At 65.3% G+C, this 20,556-nt stretch carries 14 protein-coding genes; 6 read left to right on the forward strand and 8 right to left on the reverse strand.

Annotated elements, in window-relative coordinates; genetic code table 11:
- Nucleotides 1-46: 46 nt before the first annotated feature.
- Both C7449_RS01690 and pepN read right to left on the reverse strand, forming a co-directional pair.
- Nucleotides 47-2,389, reverse strand: coding sequence for a PAS domain-containing sensor histidine kinase (locus C7449_RS01690; protein WP_108001033.1), 2,343 nt, complete (start codon nt 2,387-2,389; stop codon nt 47-49).
- A gap of 179 nt (nt 2,390-2,568) precedes the next feature.
- Nucleotides 2,569-5,217, reverse strand: a complete 2,649-nt coding sequence (gene pepN, locus C7449_RS01695; protein ID WP_108001034.1) for an aminopeptidase N — start codon at nt 5,215-5,217, stop codon at nt 2,569-2,571.
- A 233-nt stretch (nt 5,218-5,450) separates the two neighbouring features.
- Here pepN and C7449_RS01700 point away from each other — a divergent pair, with 233 nt between their 5' ends.
- A complete protein-coding gene (locus C7449_RS01700; RefSeq protein WP_108001035.1) occupies nt 5,451-7,772 on the forward strand; it encodes a xanthine dehydrogenase family protein molybdopterin-binding subunit in 2,322 nt (773 codons plus the stop codon).
- Nucleotides 7,773-8,078: 306 nt separating this feature from the next.
- Entirely contained in the window at nt 8,079-9,017 is a 939-nt protein-coding gene (locus C7449_RS01705) for a DMT family transporter (protein ID WP_108001036.1), read from the forward strand.
- Nucleotides 9,018-9,141: 124 nt separating this feature from the next.
- On the opposite strand, the gene C7449_RS01710 is transcribed toward C7449_RS01705, so the two are convergent.
- The 5 genes from C7449_RS01710 to C7449_RS01725 all read right to left on the reverse strand — a co-directional run bounded on the left by C7449_RS01710 (nt 9,142) and on the right by C7449_RS01725 (nt 14,301).
- A complete protein-coding gene (locus C7449_RS01710) occupies nt 9,142-10,425 on the reverse strand; it encodes an MFS transporter (protein ID WP_108001037.1) in 1,284 nt (427 codons plus the stop codon).
- Nucleotides 10,426-10,790: 365 nt separating this feature from the next.
- Nucleotides 10,791-10,967: a hypothetical protein gene (locus C7449_RS21700; RefSeq protein WP_170115759.1), complete on the reverse strand. Its 177-nt coding sequence runs from the start codon at nt 10,965-10,967 to the stop codon at nt 10,791-10,793.
- A 224-nt stretch (nt 10,968-11,191) separates the two neighbouring features.
- Nucleotides 11,192-12,079 carry a uracil-DNA glycosylase gene (locus tag C7449_RS01715; RefSeq protein WP_108001038.1) on the reverse strand — a complete coding sequence of 296 codons (888 nt, stop codon included), beginning with the start codon at nt 12,077-12,079 and terminating at the stop codon, nt 11,192-11,194.
- Nucleotides 12,080-12,170: 91 nt separating this feature from the next.
- On the reverse strand, nt 12,171-12,959 hold the full coding sequence (locus tag C7449_RS01720) for an SDR family oxidoreductase (RefSeq protein WP_108001039.1): 789 nt from the start codon (nt 12,957-12,959) through the stop codon (nt 12,171-12,173).
- 46 nt (nt 12,960-13,005) lie between these two features.
- Entirely contained in the window at nt 13,006-14,301 is a 1,296-nt protein-coding gene (locus C7449_RS01725; protein WP_108001040.1) for an Hsp70 family protein, read from the reverse strand.
- A 424-nt stretch (nt 14,302-14,725) separates the two neighbouring features.
- Between C7449_RS01725 and C7449_RS01730 the strand changes: the two genes are divergently transcribed.
- The 3 genes from C7449_RS01730 (at nt 14,726) to C7449_RS01740 (ending at nt 18,779) form a co-directional block, all read left to right on the forward strand.
- The gene (locus tag C7449_RS01730; RefSeq protein WP_108001041.1) at nt 14,726-16,390 is read left to right on the forward strand and encodes an electron transfer flavoprotein-ubiquinone oxidoreductase; all 1,665 of its coding nucleotides are present in this window, start codon (nt 14,726-14,728) and stop codon (nt 16,388-16,390) included.
- A 394-nt stretch (nt 16,391-16,784) separates the two neighbouring features.
- A complete protein-coding gene (locus C7449_RS01735) occupies nt 16,785-17,780 on the forward strand; it encodes an ABC transporter substrate-binding protein (RefSeq protein ID WP_108001042.1) in 996 nt (331 codons plus the stop codon).
- Between the two features lie 111 nt (nt 17,781-17,891).
- Nucleotides 17,892-18,779, forward strand: a complete 888-nt coding sequence (locus tag C7449_RS01740) for an ABC transporter permease (protein ID WP_108001043.1) — start codon at nt 17,892-17,894, stop codon at nt 18,777-18,779.
- A 75-nt stretch (nt 18,780-18,854) separates the two neighbouring features.
- Here the strand turns inward: C7449_RS01740 and C7449_RS01745 are convergent, their stop codons facing one another.
- On the reverse strand, nt 18,855-19,760 hold the full coding sequence (locus C7449_RS01745) for a DMT family transporter (protein ID WP_108001044.1): 906 nt from the start codon (nt 19,758-19,760) through the stop codon (nt 18,855-18,857).
- A gap of 141 nt (nt 19,761-19,901) precedes the next feature.
- Here C7449_RS01745 and C7449_RS01750 point away from each other — a divergent pair, with 141 nt between their 5' ends.
- Nucleotides 19,902-20,375 (forward strand): Lrp/AsnC family transcriptional regulator, encoded by a 474-nt coding sequence (locus C7449_RS01750; protein WP_108001408.1) that lies wholly within the window; start codon nt 19,902-19,904, stop codon nt 20,373-20,375.
- The last annotated feature ends 181 nt before the right edge of the window (nt 20,376-20,556 follow it).

Below are 20,556 nucleotides of genomic sequence, written 5' to 3' on the forward strand. Positions count from 1 at the left end.
ATGAGAGGTGCTGCCGTCACGGCGGCTCGGATTTGATTTTGACCGACTATGCGCCGCAGCGCAGGCTGGCGCCGTCCCGGACGGGGATGCGGACCGAGATGATGGTGCCGCGGCCCTCTTCGGACTGGATGCGCATGCTGCCGCCATGCAGGCGGGTCAGCGAGCGGGAGATCGCAAGCCCCAGACCCGAGCCGCCCTTGCTCTTGGCGTACTGGCTCTGCACCTGCTCGAAGGGCTGGCCGATTTTGGCAAGCGCCGCCTTCGGGATGCCGATGCCGGTGTCGGCGATGGTCAGCGTCACGGCGCCGTTCAGTCTTTTCGCCCGCACCAGCACCTTGCCGCCGGCGTCGGTGAACTTCATGGCGTTGGAGAGCAGATTGAGCAGGATCTGCTTCATGGCGCGGCGGTCGGCGATCATCGACAGGCCCGAGGAGACTTGCTGCTCGACCTGGATGTTCTTCTGTTGCGCCTGCACGGCCGTAAGCCGGAGCGCCTCGTCGATCAGTGGCGCCAGGTCGATGGCGTCGCAGCTGATGCGCATGTGGCCCGCCTCGATCTTCGACATGTCGAGAATGTCGTTGATGACGTTTAGGAGATGCTGGCCGCTCTCGTGGATGTCGCGGGCATACTCGTCGTATTTCTCGGAGCCGAGCGGCCCGAACATCTGGTTCTGCAGGATCTCCGAGAAACCGAGAATGGCGTTGAGGGGCGTTCGCAGCTCGTGCGACATGTTGGCGAGGAACTCGGATTTGGCCCGGTTCGCCGCCTCGGCGCGCTCCTTTTCGGCCTGATAGTTGGCGTTGGCGATCGACAGCTCCGAGGTCTGCATCTCGAGCTTGGCGCGCGAGGCCGACAGGTCGCCGATGGTGGCGACGAGGCGGCGCTCGGATTCGCGCAGGCGTGCCTGATGCCGCTTGATCATCGAGATGTCGGTGCCAACCGAGACCAGACCACCGTCGCTGGTGCGGCGTTCGTTGACCTGCAGCCAGCGCTCGTCGGCGAGTTGAACCTCCGAGGTCTGCGTATTGCCGTTGCCCCCGGCATTGGCCACCCGGCGAGCGATCACCGGCCGGGCGGCGGCCGCGAGTACCACCAGGCGCTCCGTGCCCGGCACCAGCACTTCGTCCGGCAGCCCATAGGCCTGCTGGTAGTGGGTGTTGCACATGACGAGACGATCGTCCTTGTCCCAGAGCACGAAGGCTTCCGAGGTGCATTCGATCGCGACGGCCAGCCGCTGGTCGGCTTCCTGGTAGCGCTGCGCCAGCCGGTGCTGCTCGGTCACGTCCATGGCGATGCCGATCATGTGCGTGCGGCCTGAACCCATGCGGATCAGCTGGGCGCGGGCGCGAAGCCAGACGTAGTGCCCATCGGCATGGCGCATCCGGAATACCTGGTCGACCTGCCGCGCTTGTCCCTTCGCAACCGCGCGGGCGACCTGATAGATGCCATCGTCATCGGGATGCATCAGGCGAGCGGCCTCGCCGAAGGAGAGATAGTCCCCGCGCGGCGTCATGCCGAGCATCTCGTACATGGAGCGCGACCAGAACAGGCGTCGCCCGGACAGGTCGAAATCCCATAGCCCGCAGCGCCCCCGCGCCAGCGCCGTTTCGACCCGCAGATTGGATTCGGCGAAGATCGCGTCGGCATCGCGCGATCGCTTCGCCTGCAGGAAATAGGCGTAGAGAATGAACCCGAGAATGCCCGAAATGCCGGCGAACAGGGTGACGTTCAGCGACAGCTCGCGGCGCCAATGCGCCTCGACCGCGTCGAGTGGGCTGGCGACGAGCGCATAGCCGCCGTCATTCGGTCGCTCGATGATCGCAACATAGTGTTCGACTTCGTCGATATGCGTGCGCATCAGGCCGGACGGCTCGCCAAAGTACTTCGCGGCGGCTACCTCGGGCGCTATCCGGGCGAGCGACATGCCGACATAGCCGGCACCGGAGAGCGAGCCGGCAAAGATCCGTCCGCTCTTCTGCACGAAGAGCACCAGCGCACCGGCGGGGAGGCGATCCTGGGGCAGGTGCTCGGAAAGACGGCGTTCCGCCTGGACGCGGTCATCGCTGGAGATGAGTGCACCCGCCTCGGCGGAGACGAGCACGCCGACCGCCGCCGCCATCAGGGCCGTGCCGTCGCGGACGCCCGCATCCATCCGCTGGTATTCGAGCATCAGTCCCGCAAGCCGGGCGATGCCGACAACGAGCAGGAAGGCGATGACGAGGATCGGGATCGAGCGCTTGAGCACCGGCTCGGCTCCGGTGAGCCGCAACGATGCCGGCCCGGCAAAGATCCGGGCGTGCCCCGCCAGGCTCTCGTCCCAGGCCGCCACGCCTGGAAACTTGAGACGAGTCCGCTCCTCGGCTGCGCGTCCCCGCTGCGCGTCCGCCATATTCCAACACCCTGTTTCGTTTGGTGATTCAAAACACCGCTCGTCCGAATCTGAGCTAATGAATCATTCGCGATTCGCCTTGTCCAGCGGAAAACGCAACGATTTCTTAACCAGTTCTTGCGGGTGGGAAATTGTAGCCCCGACGTTCCGGCCGGGGAGCCTGCGTGTTGGCCTGGAGGTCAGCCGTTGAGCATCCGCTCGACGATGTCGGAGACATCCGCCGAGAGCTTCTCGCCGGCGGCGATCCGCCGCAGTGCATTGAGCGCATGTTCGCGCCGCACCGCCTCCAGCGACCGCCAGGAGCGCATCGAGGTGAGAATCCGGGCGGCCAGCTGCGGGTTTTTCGGATCGATCTCGAGGATCTGCGAGGCCAGGAAACGGTAGCCTTCGCCGTCGGCGCGGTTGAAGCCGGTGGGATTCGAAAAGGCGAACGTGCCGACGAGAGCGCGCACGCGGTTCGGGTTGCTTGCGTTGAAATGCGGGCTTTGCATCAGGTGCTGCACCCGGCCGAGCGCCGCCTCGCCGGGGATCGTCGCCTGGATCGCGAACCACTTGTCGAGCACGAGCGCGTTCTCTGCGAAGCGGGCGCGGAAGGTTTCGAGGGCGGCCTGCGTCTCCGGCGCCTCGGGAAAGCGATGGGCCAGAAGGGTGAGAGCCGCGCTGAGATCCGTCATGTTGTCGGCGGCGGCAGAGGCCTGGGCCGCCTGCGCCGGGCGATCTTCCGCGATGGTGAGATAGGCCAGGGCGGCGTTGCGCAGTGCGCGACGGCCGGCGCTGTCGGCATCCGGCGTAAAGCTGACCTTCGTCCGGTGCAGGTCGGACAGGCTTGCAAAGAGCGACGCTCCCTCGCCGGCGACGAAGGCGAGCACCGCCTCGCGGCCGACCCGGATGGCGTCCGGATCGTTGTTGCTGCCGAGTTCGCGGGCGATGTCGGATTCGCTCGGCAGCGCCAGCACCTGCGCGCGGAACGCAGGCTCCAGCGTCTCGTCGCCGGCGATTGCGATCAGCGTGTCGGTCAGCAGCGAGTTGACGGCGATGTCGGCGCCGCTGCGGGCGCTGCGCGCGGCTTCCACGAGGCTCGGCAAGGCGATGTCGTTCAATGCCTGCCAGCGCGCGAACAGGTCGGGGTCATGGCGGGCGATGTGGGCGAGGTCGGCCGGCGCCTGCTCGAAATGCAGGTTGACCGGCGCCGAGAAGCCGCGGTTGAGGGTGACGACCGGACGGGCCGGCACGCCGCCGAAGGTGACGGTCTGGCTGCGCTCAGTCAGGTGCAGGACGTCTCCGGCGACTTCGGCGCCGGAGATCGACGTCGGCCTTGCCTCGGTGCCGTCGGGCAGCAGCAGGCCGAAGCACAGCGGGATGTGCATCGGGTCCTTGGCGGCCTGGCCGGGCGTCGGCGGCACGATCTGCTCGAGCGACAGGGTGAACGCGGCATTGGCCTGGTCGTAGCTGCTGGAGACGCTGACGAGGGGGGTGCCGGCCTGATGGTACCAGAGCGAGAACTGCGTCAGGTCACGGCCGCTCGCATCCTCGAAGCACTTGACGAAGTCCTCGACCGTGGCGGCGTCGCCGTCATGGCGCTCGAAATAGAGATCCATGCCCGCCTTGAAGAGATCGGGGCCTAGGATGGTCGCGATCATGCGCGTCACCTCGGCGCCCTTCTCGTAGACTGTCGTCGTGTAGAAGTTGTTGATCTCGCGGTACTTCGTCGGCCGCACCGGATGGGCGAGCGGGCCGGCGTCCTCGGGGAACTGCTCCGACTTCAGGTGCCGCACCTCGGCAATGCGCTTGACGGCGCGCGAGCGCTGGTCGGCGGAGAACTCGTGGTCGCGATAGACCGTCAGGCCCTCCTTCAGGCACAGCTGGAACCAGTCCCGGCAGGTGATGCGGTTGCCGGTCCAGTTGTGGAAATACTCGTGCGCGATGATCGCCTCGATGTTGGCGTAGTCGGCGTCGGTCGCGGTTTCGGGGTCGGCCAGCACGTACTTGTCGTTGAAGACGTTGAGGCCCTTGTTCTCCATCGCCCCCATGTTGAAGTCGGAGACGGCGACGACCATGAAGATGTCGAGGTCGTATTCGCGGCCGAATACTTCCTCGTCCCACTTCATCGAGCGCTTCAGTGCGTCCATGGCGTAGGTGGCACGAGGCTCCTTGCCATGCTCGACATAGATCTTCAGCGCCACCTCGCGGCCGGACATGGTCGTGAACGTATCCTCGACCACGCCGAGATCGCCGGCGACAAGCGCGAACAGGTAGCTGGGCTTCGGATGCGGGTCGAACCAGGCGGCGAAGTGCTTGCCTTCGCCATAGCCGGCGCCGCCGAGGAAATTGCCGTTGGAGAGAAGCAGCGGGCAGCTCTGCCTGTCGGCGATGATGTTGACGGTATAGACGCAGAGCACGTCCGGCCGGTCGTAGAAATAGGTGATGCGGCGGAAGCCCTCGGCCTCGCACTGGGTGCAGTAGATGCCGTTTGTCCGATACAGCCCCATCAGTTGCGTATTGGCTTCCGGATTGATGACCGTCTCCACCGTGATCTCGAACGAGTCGGTCTCGGGAAGGTCGCGGATCGTCAGGACGTCGTTTTCCTCGGTGAAGCGCTCCGCGTCCATCGGCATGCCGTCGAACAGCAGGGCGGACATGGTCAATTCGTCGCCGTCGAGCACCAGCGGCGCATCGGGCGCGGCCCCGTCGCGGCGGTGAAGCAGCATCCGCGAGGTGCATTTGGTTTCGGTCGGATCGAGTTCAAAGGTGAGGTCGACGCGCTCGAGAACGAAGTCAGTCGGGCGGTAGTCTGCCAGATGAACGATCCGGCCGCTCTCAGTGCGCATGGTCTGTCCTGCTCATGTCCTTGTCCGTTCCTGTTCTAGTTCATGCTGGCAGGAGGCGAAAGGACGTATTGGTCTGCTACCGTTGATATTTGTCCGGACTTAACATCTCATTGCCGGCGCAGGCGTCTGGCGGCTCTGGTGTGATTTATTTTTCGACCCCCGGCCCTCGACTTTCGCCTGACCTGACCTAACATCTGGACGGCGCTTCGGTTCCAGGGGTTTCAGGACGCGACATGACCAACGCTACACCGAAATTCGGAGTGGGAGCTTCCGCCTTGCGCAAGGAGGATCTGCCGCTCGTCAAGGGCGAAGGCTGCTATACCAGCGACATCGCTCGTGCCGGCGAATTGCGCGGCTTCGTGCTGCGTTCGCCCCATGCGGCCGCCACGTTCGAAATCCTTTCCCTCGACGCGGCCCGGCAGGCCCCCGGTGTGCGGCTGATCCTCACTGCGGAGGACATCGGATCACTCGGAGACATTCCCTGCCTGGCCCGGGTCACGCAGCCGGATGGCAGCAGGCACGAGGTACGCAATGCGCCGCTGCTCTGCCGCGGTCGCGTGCGCCATGTCGGTGACGCCGTCGCCTTTGTCGTCGCCGACACGCAGGACCAGGCTGAGGACGCCGCCGAACTGATCGAGATCGACTGGCGGATGGAGGAGGCGAACGCTTCGCTCGCCGCCGTTGCCGCCGGCGAGGACGTGCCGCTGGTGTGGCCGGAACTTGGCAGCAACATCGTCTACGAACACCAGACCGGCGAAGCGGCACCGGTGGCGGAGGCCTTTGCGAAGGCGCGCCGTGTCACCGAGATCATCCTCGTCAACAACCGCCTTGTCGCCAACTACATGGAGCCGCGCGCAGCCCTTGGCGAGTGGGACGCGGGCACCGGCAGTTTCACCCTGACGAGCGGGTCGCAGGGCGTGCACGGCGTGCGCGATTCGCTTGCGAAGCACGTCTTTCGCATGCCGCCGGAAAAAATCCGCGTCGTCACGCCGGACGTCGGCGGCGGCTTCGGCACCAAGGCCTTCAATTACCGCGAGTATCCGCTGGTCCTGGAGGCGGCGCGCCGCCTCGGGCGGCCGGTGAAATGGGTCAGCAGCCGCGCCGAGCATTTTCTCGCCGATTCGCACGGCCGCGACAGCATCGTGCACGCGGCAGCGGCCATGGACGAGAACGGCAGGATCACCGCGCTGCGGATCCGCATGGACGCCAACATGGGCGCCTATCTCTCGCAATACGGACCGATGATCCCCACCATGGCTGCGATCATGGCGACGGGTGTCTACGACATCCCGCTGCTCGACATGCGCATCCGTGCGTTCTACACCAACACAACGCCGGTCGACGCATATCGCGGCGCTGGCCGTCCGGAGGCCGCCTATCTGATCGAGCGGCTCGTCGACAAGGCGGCGCGCGAGTGCGGCCTGTCGCCGGCAGAATTCCGACGGCGCAACTTCATCCGACCCGAGCAGTTCCCATACAAGACCCAGGGCGGGCGGCTCTATGACGTGGGCGAGTTCGACGGTCACATGACCATGGCGATGGAACTGGCAGGCTGGGACGGCTTTGCGGCTCGCGCAGAACAGAGCGCGTCCCGTGGGCGTATCCGCGGCATCGGCATGTCGACCTATGTCGAGGCCTGCGCCTTCGCCGGGTCGGAGCCGGCGAAGCTGAAGCTGAACGGCGACGGGACGATCACGCTCTTCATCGGCACGCAGACGAACGGGCAGGGGCACGCCACCGCCTACAGCCAGTTCATCGCCGACAAGATCGGCATCGACTTCGACCGCATCATCGTCCGGCAGGGCGATACCGCCGAGCTGGACGATGGCGGCGGCACCGGCGGCTCGCGCTCGATCCCGCTCGGCGGCGTCTCCGTCGCCTCCGCCGGCGAAGGCCTGGCAGCCAAAATGAAGCGCATTGCCGGCGAGGAACTGGAGGCGGCTGTCGAGGACATCGAACTGGTGGCGGGCGAGGCGCGCGTGGTCGGCACCGACCAGGCACTGGACTATGCCGCGATCGCCGCTGCTGCCAAATCGCCCGACGATCTGATCGCCGTTTCCGACATCGTGCAGGACGAGGCGACCTATCCGAACGGCACGCATGTCGTCGAGGTGGAGATCGATCCGGAGACCGGCCGGGTGGAGATCGTCAACTACCAGGTGGTCGACGATTTCGGGCTGACCGTGAACCCGGTGCTGCTTCTCGGCCAGGTCCACGGCGGCATCGTCCAGGGGATCGGACAGTGCCTCGACGAGGAGGCGGTCTACTCCGAAGACGGACAGCTCCTGACGGCGACCCTGATGGATTATGGGCTGCCGCGCGCCGAGGAACTGCCGTTCTTCCGATTCGAAACGCGCAACGTGCCCTCCACGACCAATGCGCTCGGCATCAAGGGGGCCGGCGAGGCGGCGACGATCGGCGCCTGTCCCGCCGTCATGAACGCGGTCGTCGACGCCCTGCATCGCGCACGAGGCATCGACCACATCGACATGCCGGCGACGCCGCAAAAGGTCTGGCAGGCGCTGAACGGCGCCGGAAGGCTGGGTGCCGGCTAGCTCCGACCCGTATTCATGCGCGCTCAAGCTCTTCATAGAGGGCGCATCTAGGCCCGGATAAAGCCCACGCGGCGTAATGGATCTGTGACGTTCGAAGACAAGCTGCGGCGGGAAAAGGCATTTCAGCCAAGCCGGGGCGCGTCCGGCCCGAAACATTGGCGCACTATCAAAACCTGTTCTGCCGCATCACGAAGTTTGATCGTACTTTCGGCGGATAGGGCGCTACTATCCCGTGAACCGATTTGCCCGCCTGTCCGAATCCGCCCGGCGTCGCCGCTGCGGTCGGGAGTGAAAGACTGCCCTTCCATGGAATTCGCCGAACCGCAGCCAATAAAGGCGATCCTTCTCAAGGTCTCCTCTGTCGTCATCTTCGTCTGCATGTCGACGCTGATCAAGGCGGCCGGCAAGGACATCACCACCGGCCAGATCACCTTCTACCGCTCCGCCTTCGCCATGGTGCCGATCATGGTCTATCTCGCCACGCGCGGCGAACTGGTCGACGCCTTCCGCACGCAGAACGTTTTCGGGCATCTGTCGCGCGGCTTCGTCGGCATCGTGTCGATGAGCTTCGGCTTCTACGGGCTCGTCCATCTGCCGCTGCCGGAAGCGATCGCGATCGGCTATGCCATGCCGCTGATCGCGGTGATGATCGCGGCGGTCTTCCTGAAGGAGGCGGTCGGCATCTATCGCTGGTCCGCCGTGCTCGTCGGCCTGGTCGGCGTGACGATCATCACCTGGCCGCGGCTGACGCTGTTCGACCAGGGCGGCGTCGGGACTGGCGAGGCGCTCGGCGCCGCCGCGGTGCTGATGTCGGCGGGGCTCGGAGCGGTCGCCATGGTGCTGGTGCGCCGGCTGGTCAGGACCGAGAGGACGCCGACGATAGTGCTCTACTTCTCGCTCTCGGCATCCGTCTTTTCGCTGGCGACGCTGCCGTTCGGGTGGGTGGACCTCAGCGGCAAGGCCTTGACGCTGCTGGCGCTCGCCGGCTTCTGCGGCGGCGTGGCGCAGCTGCTGTTGACGGCGAGCTATCGCTATGCCGACGTCTCGACCATCGCGCCGTTCGAATACACCTCGATCGTGCTGGGGCTGGGCTTCGGCTATGCGTTGTTCGGCGACATGCCGACGCTGACGATGCTGATCGGAACCGCGATCGTCATTTCCGCCGGCATCTTCATCATCCTCCGCGAGCACCGCCTCGGACTGCAGCGTAAGGCGGCGCGCCGACATGTGACGCCACAGGGGTGAGGGGCCGGCCGATCGTTTCGACGAGGGCGGATCGCATCAATCCAGGTCAACGCGCGGCTTCAAGCCGTTGTTTTTGATGGTATCCTGTCCAGAGCCGCCGCACCTCCCTCAAGGGAAGCGGGCATCAGGGATTGCTCCACTTGGGCGTTGTGGTGTCGGCGATCAGTTCCTCATCCGCCGTGTCGGCCTGGAGGGCGGCTGCCGCTTCGGCGCCGAGCGGCTGCACCGGCATCGCCTGGTAGTCGGTTTTCCCCACCATGCCGGTCGCAGCGTCACGGCGCATGATCCGCCAGCCGGCATATCCGCCATAGAGCGCGAAATAGATCGCAAAGACGGCAAACAGCGACGTCGGCCCGAACCGGTCCATCACGGGGCCGACCATCAGCGGTCCGGAAATCGTGCCAACCCCGTAGACGATCATCATGCCGGAGGAGACCTCGACGTACTCGTCCGGCTGGGCCAGGTCATTGGCGTGGGCGACGTTCAGCGCATAGATCGGAAACAGCACCGAGCCGACCAGAGCGGCCACCACGTAGAGAAGCGACGGGGAACTGCCCTGGACCGTGATCATCGCCAGGCTGGCGGCGACGCCGACCGCGCCGCAGACGACCATGACGATGCGGCGGTCCATGCGGTCCGAGGCCCGCCCGATCGGGATCTGCGCCAGCGTGCTGCCGACGAGCAGGGCCGCCAGCAGCGTCGCGCCCTGCGCGGTGGTCAGCCCGATACGCTGGGTGAAGACGCCGCCGAGGCTGAGCCAGGCACCGGAGAGCGCGCCGGCGATGAAGGCGCCGACGACGGCGACGGGCGAGCGCCGGTAGAGCTTCAGCACGTCGAAGCGCGCCCGCGTCGGCGGCGCCGGCAGCGGCGATGAAGTCAGCGCGGTCGGCAGCAACGCGATCGAAAAGATGATGGCGCACAGGATGAACAGCGACGTGTTGGTCGGATCGCCAAGCGGCACGAGGTACTGCCCGCCGACGCTGCCGACCATCGTCGTCATCACGTAGAGCGAGAACACCGAGGCGCGGTTGTCGTTCGTCACCCGCTCGTTCAGCCAGCTTTCGATGATCAGGTAGCTGCCGGCGATGGCAAAGCCGGACATGCCCCGGAACAGCATCCAGCCGCGCCAGTCGACCACCAGCGAGCAGAGCAGGATAGCGATAGACAGCAGCGTGATCAGCGCAACGAACACCCGCACATGGCCAACGGCGAGCACGAATTTGGGCGTGATGACGCAGGAGGCGGTGAAGCCGAGGGTATAGCCGGTGGCGATCCAGGTGATCGTCTGCGTCGACCAGCCCTCCGCCACGGCGCGGACCGGCACGACATAGCTCTGCAGACCGAAGCCCACCATCATCAATAGAGTGGACACGAGCAGGCTGAGAAAGGGAACGAGGCTCGGCAGCATGAGGCATTTCCGAAAAAAGCAAGACGCGGCCGGGCAGGCGCGAGGATCGGATCCACTGTGGCTTTAGCCGTGCTGCTTTGCGCCGTCCATTGCGACAGCCGCTGGCGCAAACGGGAACGCCGGGCGCGCCCATCCCGTCAGGTTCCTCAAGTTCTTGTTCCGTGCCTGTCTTCGTCGCGACATCGCCGCACACCGGGAAAGCGGTATCGGTCCCGCAAAGTGCCCTTTAAGGGGCCCTCGAGCGAGATGATGTTGCCGGCGCGTGTCGCGCGGTTCGGCCGGTGCGAACTCATCGGGGGGCCGGGGCTGCGGTGCCCAGGGCGAAAGGTGCTCAAGGCAAGGCACCGGCCCCGCGGCCGCAGCACTCAGCGCTGGATGAATTCGGCAAAGATGTGGGCTGGGCGGTTGATGCGAGCGTAGCCGGAGGCGGTCAGCTGCTCGTTGGCCGGAGCGCGTCGGCCGCCGAAACCATAAGCCGGACGATTGCCGGCCAGGCGCAGCGTCTCGAAGCTCGAATGGATGGGGCGAAGGCGGGCGGTCATGATCGTTAATCCTTGTCTGTCCTCCCTCCTCCTATATTGCGTTGCAGCATGCATTTTGCAATGCGACATTGTGCCTGCCTGAACTGCGCGATTCACATGGCTTCGTTAATATTTCATTCATCTTCGAGGTCGCGCGATGGGGTGCCAAGGGCGCGATTCCACACCGGCAAGCACGGCCTGTCAGTCTAATCTGATTTTCAGGATGCCCGAGCGCCGACGCAGGATCAGGGCTGCGAGCCAAGACCGGCGCGGAATGCAAGGAGGTCCTGCCAGGCCAGGCGCTTGCTGATCGGCGCCGCGGCCAGGTCCTGCGGATGCAGCGTCGCAAAGGCGGGGATCTTCCGTCCCGCCACGACCACGTCGCGCCACTGGCCGCGCAGCTGGTGGATGGTCTGGGTCGATCCGAAAAAGAAGCGGGCGGCGAAGTTACCGAGGATGAGCAGGTGGCCTGGTTCGGCCAGTTCGATCTGCCGTTCGATGAACGGCCGGCAGATGTCGCTCTCGGGGCCGGACGGCATGCGGTTTCCCGGCGGGCGCCAGGGGATGATGTTCGAAAGCAATATTTCCGTGCGGTCCAGGCCAATCCCGCCGAGCATCCGCTCCAGCATGATGCCCTGACGGCCGGAGAAGGGCAGGCCCTCGCGGTCGTCATCGGCGTTCGGCATCGGTCCGATCACCATGACGTCCGGGTTCGGATTGCCCTCGGCGAAGACGAGACCGCGGGCGCTGTGCTTCAGGTTGCAGCCGCCGAAGGCCTCCATCGCGGTCCGCAACTCGGCGAGCGAGCGCGCCGTGCTGGCGACGAAGGCGGCGTCGGCGACGGCCTGGCCGTCCGGGATCGCGACCGCGGGCGAGGGAGCTGCCGCTTCGCGGGCGGATCGGGACGGTGCGGGGCGCGACCGGTCGGCCGCGCCGGGTGCTGCGCTTGCCTCCGGCTGGCCGGCGGCCGCGCTGCCGGCAGATCGTCTGGCAGCATGGGCCGCGCGCATGGCCTCGAACTCGGCGATCCGGTCGACCGGCTCCTCCTCGAGCAGCCAATCGACCCCGGCCTCGGCGTGGAACGCGAGCAGGGCGGCCAGTTCGGCAGCATCGAGGTCGGCGGCGGAGATCATGCGACTAGCCATACAGGAAGGCCCGCTCCGGCCGCAAGTCCAGGGCGCAGGGGGCCGGGCGCCGTTGCCCGGCCTGGGTGCTGACGGCGCGTCACACCGATCGCGCGGCGCCACCGTCGCAGCGGACGATGCTGCCCGTCACGTAGCTGGCCCGCTCGCTGCAGAGGAAGGCGGCGGTGGCGGCGAATTCCTCCACCGTGCCATACCGGCGGGCCGGGATTGCCTGCTCCGATTCGGCCCGCACCGCCTCGACCGACAGGCCGCTACGCTCGGCTGCGGCCGCGTCCAGGCTCTTGAGCCGGTCGGTGAAGATGCTGCCGGGCAGCAGCATATTGGCGGTGATGCCGTATTCGGCGACCTCGGTTGCCAGCGTCTTCGACCAGCCGGCAAGGGCAGGCCGCAGCGTGTTCGACAGCGCCAGCCCGGGGATCGGTTCGATCACCCCGGACGAGGCGACGGTGAGAACGCGTCCCCAGCGCTGTGCCTTCATCTGCGGCAGGAAGCGGTTGGCGAGCGTGATCTGCCGTAGCACCATGGCATTGAAGTAGGTCTGCAGCGTCTCGGGCGTCATGTCCTCGCTGGAGCCAGGCGTCGGACCGCCGGAATTGTTGACGAGGATGTCGATGCCGCCGAGTTTCTCCGCCACGGCGTTCGCAAGCGTATCGACAACCGCGTCGTCGAAGAGATCCGCCACCACGAAGGAGGCGCGGCCCTGGCCGTCCGCGTTGATCGTCGCGCAATTTGCCGCCAGTTCGTCGGCATTGCGGCCGCACAGCAGCACGTCCACGCCCTCACTTGCGAGCGCAATGGCGATGCCGCGGCCCAGTCCCCGCGACGAGGCCAGGACCAGCGCCCGTCTTCCCTTGATGCCAAGATCCATGTGTCGACCCTCCTGCCGTCCAAATTGAACCGTCACAAGCGATGGCTCAAATCGCCTTGGCCGTCCAGTCTTCGATGTCGTCGCGCTCGCCGATCAGCGCCAGCCCGTGAGCGATGGAGAGCAGTTCGCTGCCGCCTGCGGCGATCCTGTCGCTGTCGAAGCGGCGTTCGAAAAGATTGCGGATCGCCGGCACGAAGGAGGTGCCGCCGGTGAGAAACACCTTGTCGATGTCATCGGGATCGGTGTTGGTGCTGGTCAGCACGTCATCGAGGGCTTCCTCGATCCGGGCCATCTCCGGGGCGATCCAGGCTTCGAACTCGCTCCGCTTCACGGTCCGCCGCGCCGCGTCGCCGAGCGGCGGGAAAGAAAACTCCGTTTCGTCTGCCGATGAAAGGCGCATCTTGGTGGCGGAGACCGCCTGGTAGAGCGGGTAGCCCTCGTCGTGCTCGATCAGGTCGACAAAGGCCTCGAGCTTTTCCGGCTCGAGGCTGACGCGCACCAGCTTCTTCAGCTCGGCGAATTCGCGCAGCGTCTTGAAGATCGACAGCTGGTTCCAGCGCCCGAAATTGGCATAGTAGCCGGATGGGACCTGGAGCAGCTTGTCGAAGCTCTTGAACAGCGTCCCCTTGCCGATCGCCGGAGACACGATGTTGTCGATGATGCGGAAATCGAAGTCGTCGCCGGCGATACCCACGCCGGAATGGCCGACCGGGGTCGCGGTCATGCGCCCGGCATGGCTCTCGAAGCGGATCAGTGAATAGTCGGTCGTGCCGCCGCCGAAATCAGCCACCAGAACCGTCGCGTCCCGATCGAGGTTCTGGGCGAAATAGAAGGCCGCCGCCACGGGTTCGTAGACGTGATGGACTTCCGGAAAGCCCAGGCGGGCCAGTGCCGCATTGTAGCGCTCGGTTGCCAGCGCCTCGTCCGGATTGTTGCCGGCAAACTGCACCGGGCGGCCGATGACGAGGCGGCCCGGACCAGTGCGGAGCGCGCCTTCGCCGGCATAGTCCCGCAGGCGGGCCAGGAAGGCATACATGACGTCTTCGAACTGGAAGCGCCGTCCATGGATCATCGTGCCCTGAAAGAGCGGACTGGCAGCAAAGGTCTTGATCGACTGCAGGAAGCGGGCCTCGCCCGGATTGTCGATGAATTGCCGGATCGCCGCCTGCCCGGCCTCGACCGACAGGCTCTGCGCGCCGGCCTTCAGGAAGGACAGGGCGGTGCGCAGGGTGTCCGTTTCGCCGACAGGCGTGTTCAGGACGACGGACTGCGTCGTTCTGCCGCAGGCGGTCGCGATCACCGAATTGGTGGTGCCGAAGTCGAGGCCGAAAGCGGTCGTCATCAGATGTTAGCCTTGGAAATTCGCTGCAAGCAGCCAGACAGGGGAAGGGCGGTTGGCGGGCGCGTATCGCCGGAGGGATCGTCCGGCCCACGTTTCGCCGGCGGATGTCACGTGCCCGGAGCCGGGCTATAGTCGATCGGCCCGCGCCTGCAAATGCCGGGGGTAACAAAAGAGCTATGCTGACTGCGCAGGACAGCCTTCTCTGGCGTGATCCGGGGAGCCAGTCGCGCGGCTACAATGAAAGTCCCGTATTTTGCGGTGACTTTTGCGCGAAGGACCGGGAGTTCCGCAGACGCATCAACTCATGCACAAAGCGGATATTCTCTGTCGCGCTTGTGCTCGACAAGTTCCTGCGCATTTGCCATGAGAGATCGCAAAATGAGGAAATTTGCCGTGGAGTGGCGGCAAGCGGAGGCAAGAAGAGATGACTGAGGCGATGGACCTTCCCGAGCGCGAAAGCATGGAATTCGACGTGGTGATCGTCGGCGCGGGGCCGGCCGGTCTCGCCGCCGCAATCCGGCTGAAGCAGGTCAATCCGGATTTGTCAGTCGTCGTGCTGGAGAAGGGCGCCGAAGTCGGGGCGCACATCCTGTCGGGCGCCGTCGTCGACCCGATCGGCGTCGACCGCCTCTTGCCCGGCTGGCGCGAGGAGGCAGACCATCCGTTCAAGACCGAGGTGACGGACGACCACTTCCTGTTCCTCGGCCCGGCCGGCTCGATCCGTCTGCCGAACGCCTTCATGCCGCCGTTGATGAGCAATCACGGCTATTACATCGTCTCGCTCGGCAATGTCTGTCGCTGGCTTGCGACCCATGCCGAAGCGCTCGGCGTCGAGATCTATCCGGGCTTTGCCGCCACCGAAGTGCTCTACAATGACGAGGGTGCGGTGATCGGCGTAGCGACCGGCGACATGGGCATTGGCCGTGACGGCGAACCCGGGCCGAACTACACCCGCGGCATGGCGCTGCTCGGCAAGTACACGCTGATCGGTGAAGGGGTTCGCGGCTCGCTCGCCAAGCAGCTGATCGCGAAGTTCGACCTACAGAAGGACCGCGAGCCGCAAAAATTCGGCATCGGGTTGAAGGAGCTCTGGGAGGTCAAGCCGGAGCACCACAAACCCGGTCTCGTGCAGCATTCGTTCGGCTGGCCCCTCGACATGAAGACCGGCGGCGGCTCGTTCCTCTACCACCTCGAGGACAATCTCGTCGCCGTCGGCTTCGTAGTCCACCTGAACTACAAGAACCCCTGGCTCTATCCGTTCGAGGAGTTCCAGCGCTTCAAGACCCATCCGGCCATCCGCGGCACCTTTGAGGGCGGCAAGCGTCTCTCCTATGGCGCCCGCGCCATTACCGAGGGCGGCTGGCAATCCGTGCCGAAGCTGTCCTTCCCGGGCGGGGCGCTGATCGGCTGCTCGGCCGGTTTCGTCAACGTGCCGCGCATCAAGGGCAGCCACAACGCCATTCTCTCCGGCATCCTCGCCGCCGAGAAGCTGGCCGACGCGATCGCTGCCGACCGCGCCCATGACGAGCCGATCGAGATCGAGCGCGGCTGGCGCGAGAGCGCCATCGGTTCCGACCTCAAGAAGGTCCGAAACGTCAAGCCGCTGTGGTCGAAGTTCGGCACCGCCCTCGGCGTCGCTCTCGGCGGTCTCGACATGTGGACCAACACGCTGTTCGGCTTCTCGCTGTTCGGCACGCTGAAGCACGGCAAGACCGACGCCGCCTCGCTGGAGCCGGCCGAAAAACACCAGAAGATCGACTATCCGAAGCCTGATGGCGTTCTCACCTTCGACCGGCTCTCCTCGGTGTTCCTGTCGAACACCAACCACGAGGAAGACCAGCCGATTCACCTGCAGCTGAAGAACCCCGAGCTGCAGAAGACCTCGGAGCTCGACGTCTATGCCGGTCCGTCGACCCGCTACTGTCCGGCGGGCGTCTACGAATGGGTGCAGAAGGACGGCAAGGATGTGTTCGTCATCAACGCCCAGAACTGCGTGCACTGCAAGACCTGCGACATCAAGGATCCGAACCAGAACATCAATTGGGTGCCGCCGCAGGGCGGCGAAGGCCCGGTTTATCCGAACATGTAGGGCCTTGCGCGGCTTCTATGCCGCGCGCGGCACGCCGCAAGACGCCTGTTCGGCGGCGGGATCTGTGCATCATGCCCAGCCTGATCCGCTGCGGGCCAGAGAAGAACCGGTCATCTGCCGGCGGCGTGCAGGGCGAGCCACGCAACCGTTTGGCCGCCGGCGCGGCTCGTCCGGCCCCGCGCTGGAAAAAACGGTCATGGCGCAAGCGGGCCAGTCTCGGGCGCAGATTGAGCGACATTCTTTCCCACTCCTGCAAAACTCCGATAAGCGGAACTGGTCCGCCTGCCGGCAGGAGTGTCCTGTCGTGTCCGCTTTTTGAATCGTGATGCCGGCAAGCGGCGGTGCAGTCGGACGCCGGGGGATCGATACCGCCGCGATAATAGAGGGAACCAAAATGAAACATCTGCTTGCAACCACCTGTCTCGCCATCGGCCTGTTCGGCATGGCGAGCGCCGCGTCTGCCTGCGGCGACGTGACCATCGCCAGCATGAACTGGCAGAGCGCCGAAGTTCTGGCCAGCCTCGACAAGATCATTCTCAACGAAGGCTACGGCTGCAACGCCGAAATCATCGTCGGTGACACCGTTCCGACGATCACGTCGATGATCGAGAAGGGCGAGCCGGATCTGGCGCCGGAGGGCTGGGTCGACCTGCTGCCCGACGTCGTCAACCGCGGCCTTACGGAAGGCAAGCTGGTCGGCGCGGCCGTGGCGCTGTCGGATGGCGCAGTCCAGGGCTGGTGGATTCCGAAGTACATCGCCGACGCTCATCCCGACATCAAGACGATCGACGATGCCCTGAAGCATCCGGAACTGTTCCCGGATCCGGAAGATTCCAGCAAGGGCGCCGTCCACAACGGCCCGCAGGGCTGGGGCGGCACACTGGCGACCACCCAACTGTTCAAGGCATACGGCGGCGCGGCGGCCGGCTTCAACCTGATCGACACGGGTTCGGCAGCAGGCCTCGACGGCTCGATCGCCAAGGCCTACGAGCGCAAGCAGGGCTGGATGGGCTATTACTGGGCGCCGACGGCACTCCTCGGCAAGTACGAGATGGTCAAGCTCCAGCACGGCGTTCCCTATGACGAGGCCGAGTGGAAGCGCTGCAACACCGTTGCCGACTGCCCCGACCCGAAGAAGAACGACTGGCCGAAGGACACGGTGCAGACGCTCGTCACGAAGGGCTTCTCCGAGCGCGCCGGCAACGACGTCATGGACTACCTTAACAAGCGCTCCTGGTCCAACGACACCGTCAACAAGCTGATGGCCTGGATGACCGACAACCAGGCGAGCGGCGAGGACGGCGCGAAGCACTTCCTCGAGGAGAATGAGGCGCTCTGGACGCCGTGGGTCTCGGCGGAAGCTGCCGAAAAGATCAAGGCCGCCCTCTGATGTGACGCTTGTGACGGCAGGCGGCGCGCCCCCGGCGCGCCGCCTGCCGTCTTTCCGGCCGCGGTTCGCCTTTGTCCGCGGCACAAGAACACCAAGAAAAAGGGGACGGGCATGGACTGGCTCACCAAATTTCCGCACATGGACGACAATTCCCTGCGCGAACTCAAAAAGGCGATCGACGAGGGCTTCCGGGCTTTTACGCGCGCCTACGGCGACGGCATCGAATCCTTCTTCGAGCCGCTGCAGTACTTTCTCATCCAATCCGAGCGGCTGATGACCCGCACGCCCTGGCCGATCGTGCTGATCGTGATCGCGCTGATCGCCTGGCTGGCAAGCCGCAATTGGAAGATCGTCGCCGGCAGCATCGGAACGCTGCTGGTCATCGGCTATTTCGACATGTGGGACGACACGATGAAGACGATCTCGATGATCTTCGTCTGCACCGTCCTGTCGATCGCGATCGGCATTCCGATCGGCATCATCATGTCACGCTCGGACCGGTTCCAGAACATGGTCAACCCGGTGCTCGACGTGATGCAGACGATGCCGAGTTTCGTCTATCTCATCCCGGTTGTCATGCTGCTCGGCATCGGCAAGGTTCCGGGGCTGATCGCGGTCGTCATCTATGCGATCCCGCCGATGATCCGCCTGACCAATCTCGGGATACGTCTGGTCGACAAGGACGTGCTGGAGGCGGCGGACGCCTTCGGTTCGTCGAGCTGGCAGAAGCTGAAGAACGTCCAGATGCCGCTGGCGCTACCGACCATCATGGCCGGTATCAACCAGACGATCATGATGGCGCTCGCCATGGTCGTGATCGCCTCGATGATCGGCGTCCAGGGTCTTGGGCAGCCGGTGCTGAAGGCGATCGCCAACCAGTACTTCACGCTCGGCATCTTCAACGGTCTCGCGATCGTCGGTATCGCGATCATCTTCGATCGGGTCAGCCAGGCCTACGGCAACCGGCTGCAGCGCCATCGCGAGGTCGTGCACGGCTGAGCGGGCATCGCTGCCGCATTTAACAAAAGGCCCCGGCGAGCGCGCGCCGGGGCCTTTCTTTTGCGGCGGTGGCGCTCACGCGCGCTTCGAAAGTATCCCGGTGGACAGCGCGACGCCGGTGCCGGTGACCACCGCTGCGAAAAGTTCGGTGAGGCCGAGCGGCTCGCCGAGCAGCAGCCCGCCGCCGAGCGTGACGAGCACGGGGGTGATCGCGGTGAAGGCGGCCGCCTGTGTTCCGCCAAGCGCCCGGATGGCCGTGCCGTAGGCGAAGGTGGCGACGAGGCCGGAGAGAACGCCCTGGCTCGTGATCTGTATCGCGAGTTCCGGCAGCGGCGCGGCGGCGAGCGAGGTGCCGAAAATCGCCGCCAGAACCAGATGTATCACGGTCGACCAGCCGGTGATCACGGCGGCGCCCTGAAGCGGCGTCAGGCCCGAGCGCCGGTACGCGTGCGTGTAGCCGGCCCAGAGCAGGCCGCCGAGCGGCAGCATCAGGAAGCCCGCCGGTGTCATGCCGCCGGAAACAAGTGCCTTGCCGAGCAGGATTGCCAGCCCGGCGACGATCGCCACCAGGCCGACAATGCGCATCCGGTCCGGGCGTTCGCCAAAGAGCACGACGCCGATCAGTGCGGTGGCCAGCGGCATCGATCCGCCGAGCAGGATGCCGCCGGCCGCCGCTGGCGTCGAATGCAGCGCGAATGCGGTCAACTGGAAGAACAGGGCGCCCGCCCCGGCAACCATCACGATAATCAGCCGCAGCGGCACGCCCTTCGGCAGCAGGCCGGTCCGCCAGCAGACGGGCGCCAGCACCAGCATCGGAACACCGTAGCGGATCAGTCCGGCATCGATCGCGGTCAGCGATGTAGAGGCGATATGGCGGGTGGCCAGCACCCAGATCGCCCAGATCAGCACGGTGACGACTGCCCCGGCATAACCGGCGGCGATCGAAGTCTGGGCTGGGCGTGAAAGGGTCGAGACGGACATGGCAGCTCCTCCAAAAACAGCCAGCTTCACTGCGATACCAAGCTCTACCGCGAAAGGGTCCGGCATGTCCTTGCTAAATGTGCCGGATAGAGGTTCAATTCTGCAATATTCTGCCAACAACAGCGGTGGATGTTCGCAAAAATGCCAAATCTAGACCGGTTCGACATTGCCATCCTGCGCGTCCTCCAGGAAGACGCCCGCGCCACCAACGTAGAGATTGCCGAACGGGTCAACCTGTCGCCATCGCCCTGCCTGCGCCGCATCCGCAACCTCGAGAAGTCCGGCATCCTGAAGGGCTACCGCGCCGATATCGACCGCAAGCAGGTCGGCCTCGGACTGACGATCTTCGTCGAGATCAAGGTCGACCGGCACAACCAGCACAACGCGCTCTCGCAGCAGGAGGCGCTGCTGGCGATTCCGGAGGTGGTCTCCTGCTTCCTGATATCGGGGAACGCCGACTTTCTGGCCGAGGTGGTGGTCGAGGACCTGGCGGCCTACGAGCGGCTTCTCACCGATACGCTGCTGACGCTGCCGGGTGTCTCGGACATCCGTTCCAACTTCGCCATCCGCACGATCAAGACCGGCGGTCCCTTGAAATTGCCCGACCTGCGATAAGGCAGAAGTCCGGGGGGGGGGCGCCCTGTTCCGCCGGGCAGGCGGTGAGCGGGCAGTAACGGCGCCTGCCGAAATTCCGGCCCGGTTCTTCTAAAACCGGCATCACTGGTGCGGTGCGCAAAAAAGATGACCGTAGGCTGCTGTTATTTCGCCGCTTTGCAACGATCTAATTGCTGAAAAC

The sequence above is a fragment of the Mycoplana dimorpha genome (assembly GCF_003046475.1).
Taxonomy (GTDB): Bacteria; Pseudomonadota; Alphaproteobacteria; order Rhizobiales; family Rhizobiaceae; genus Mycoplana; species Mycoplana dimorpha.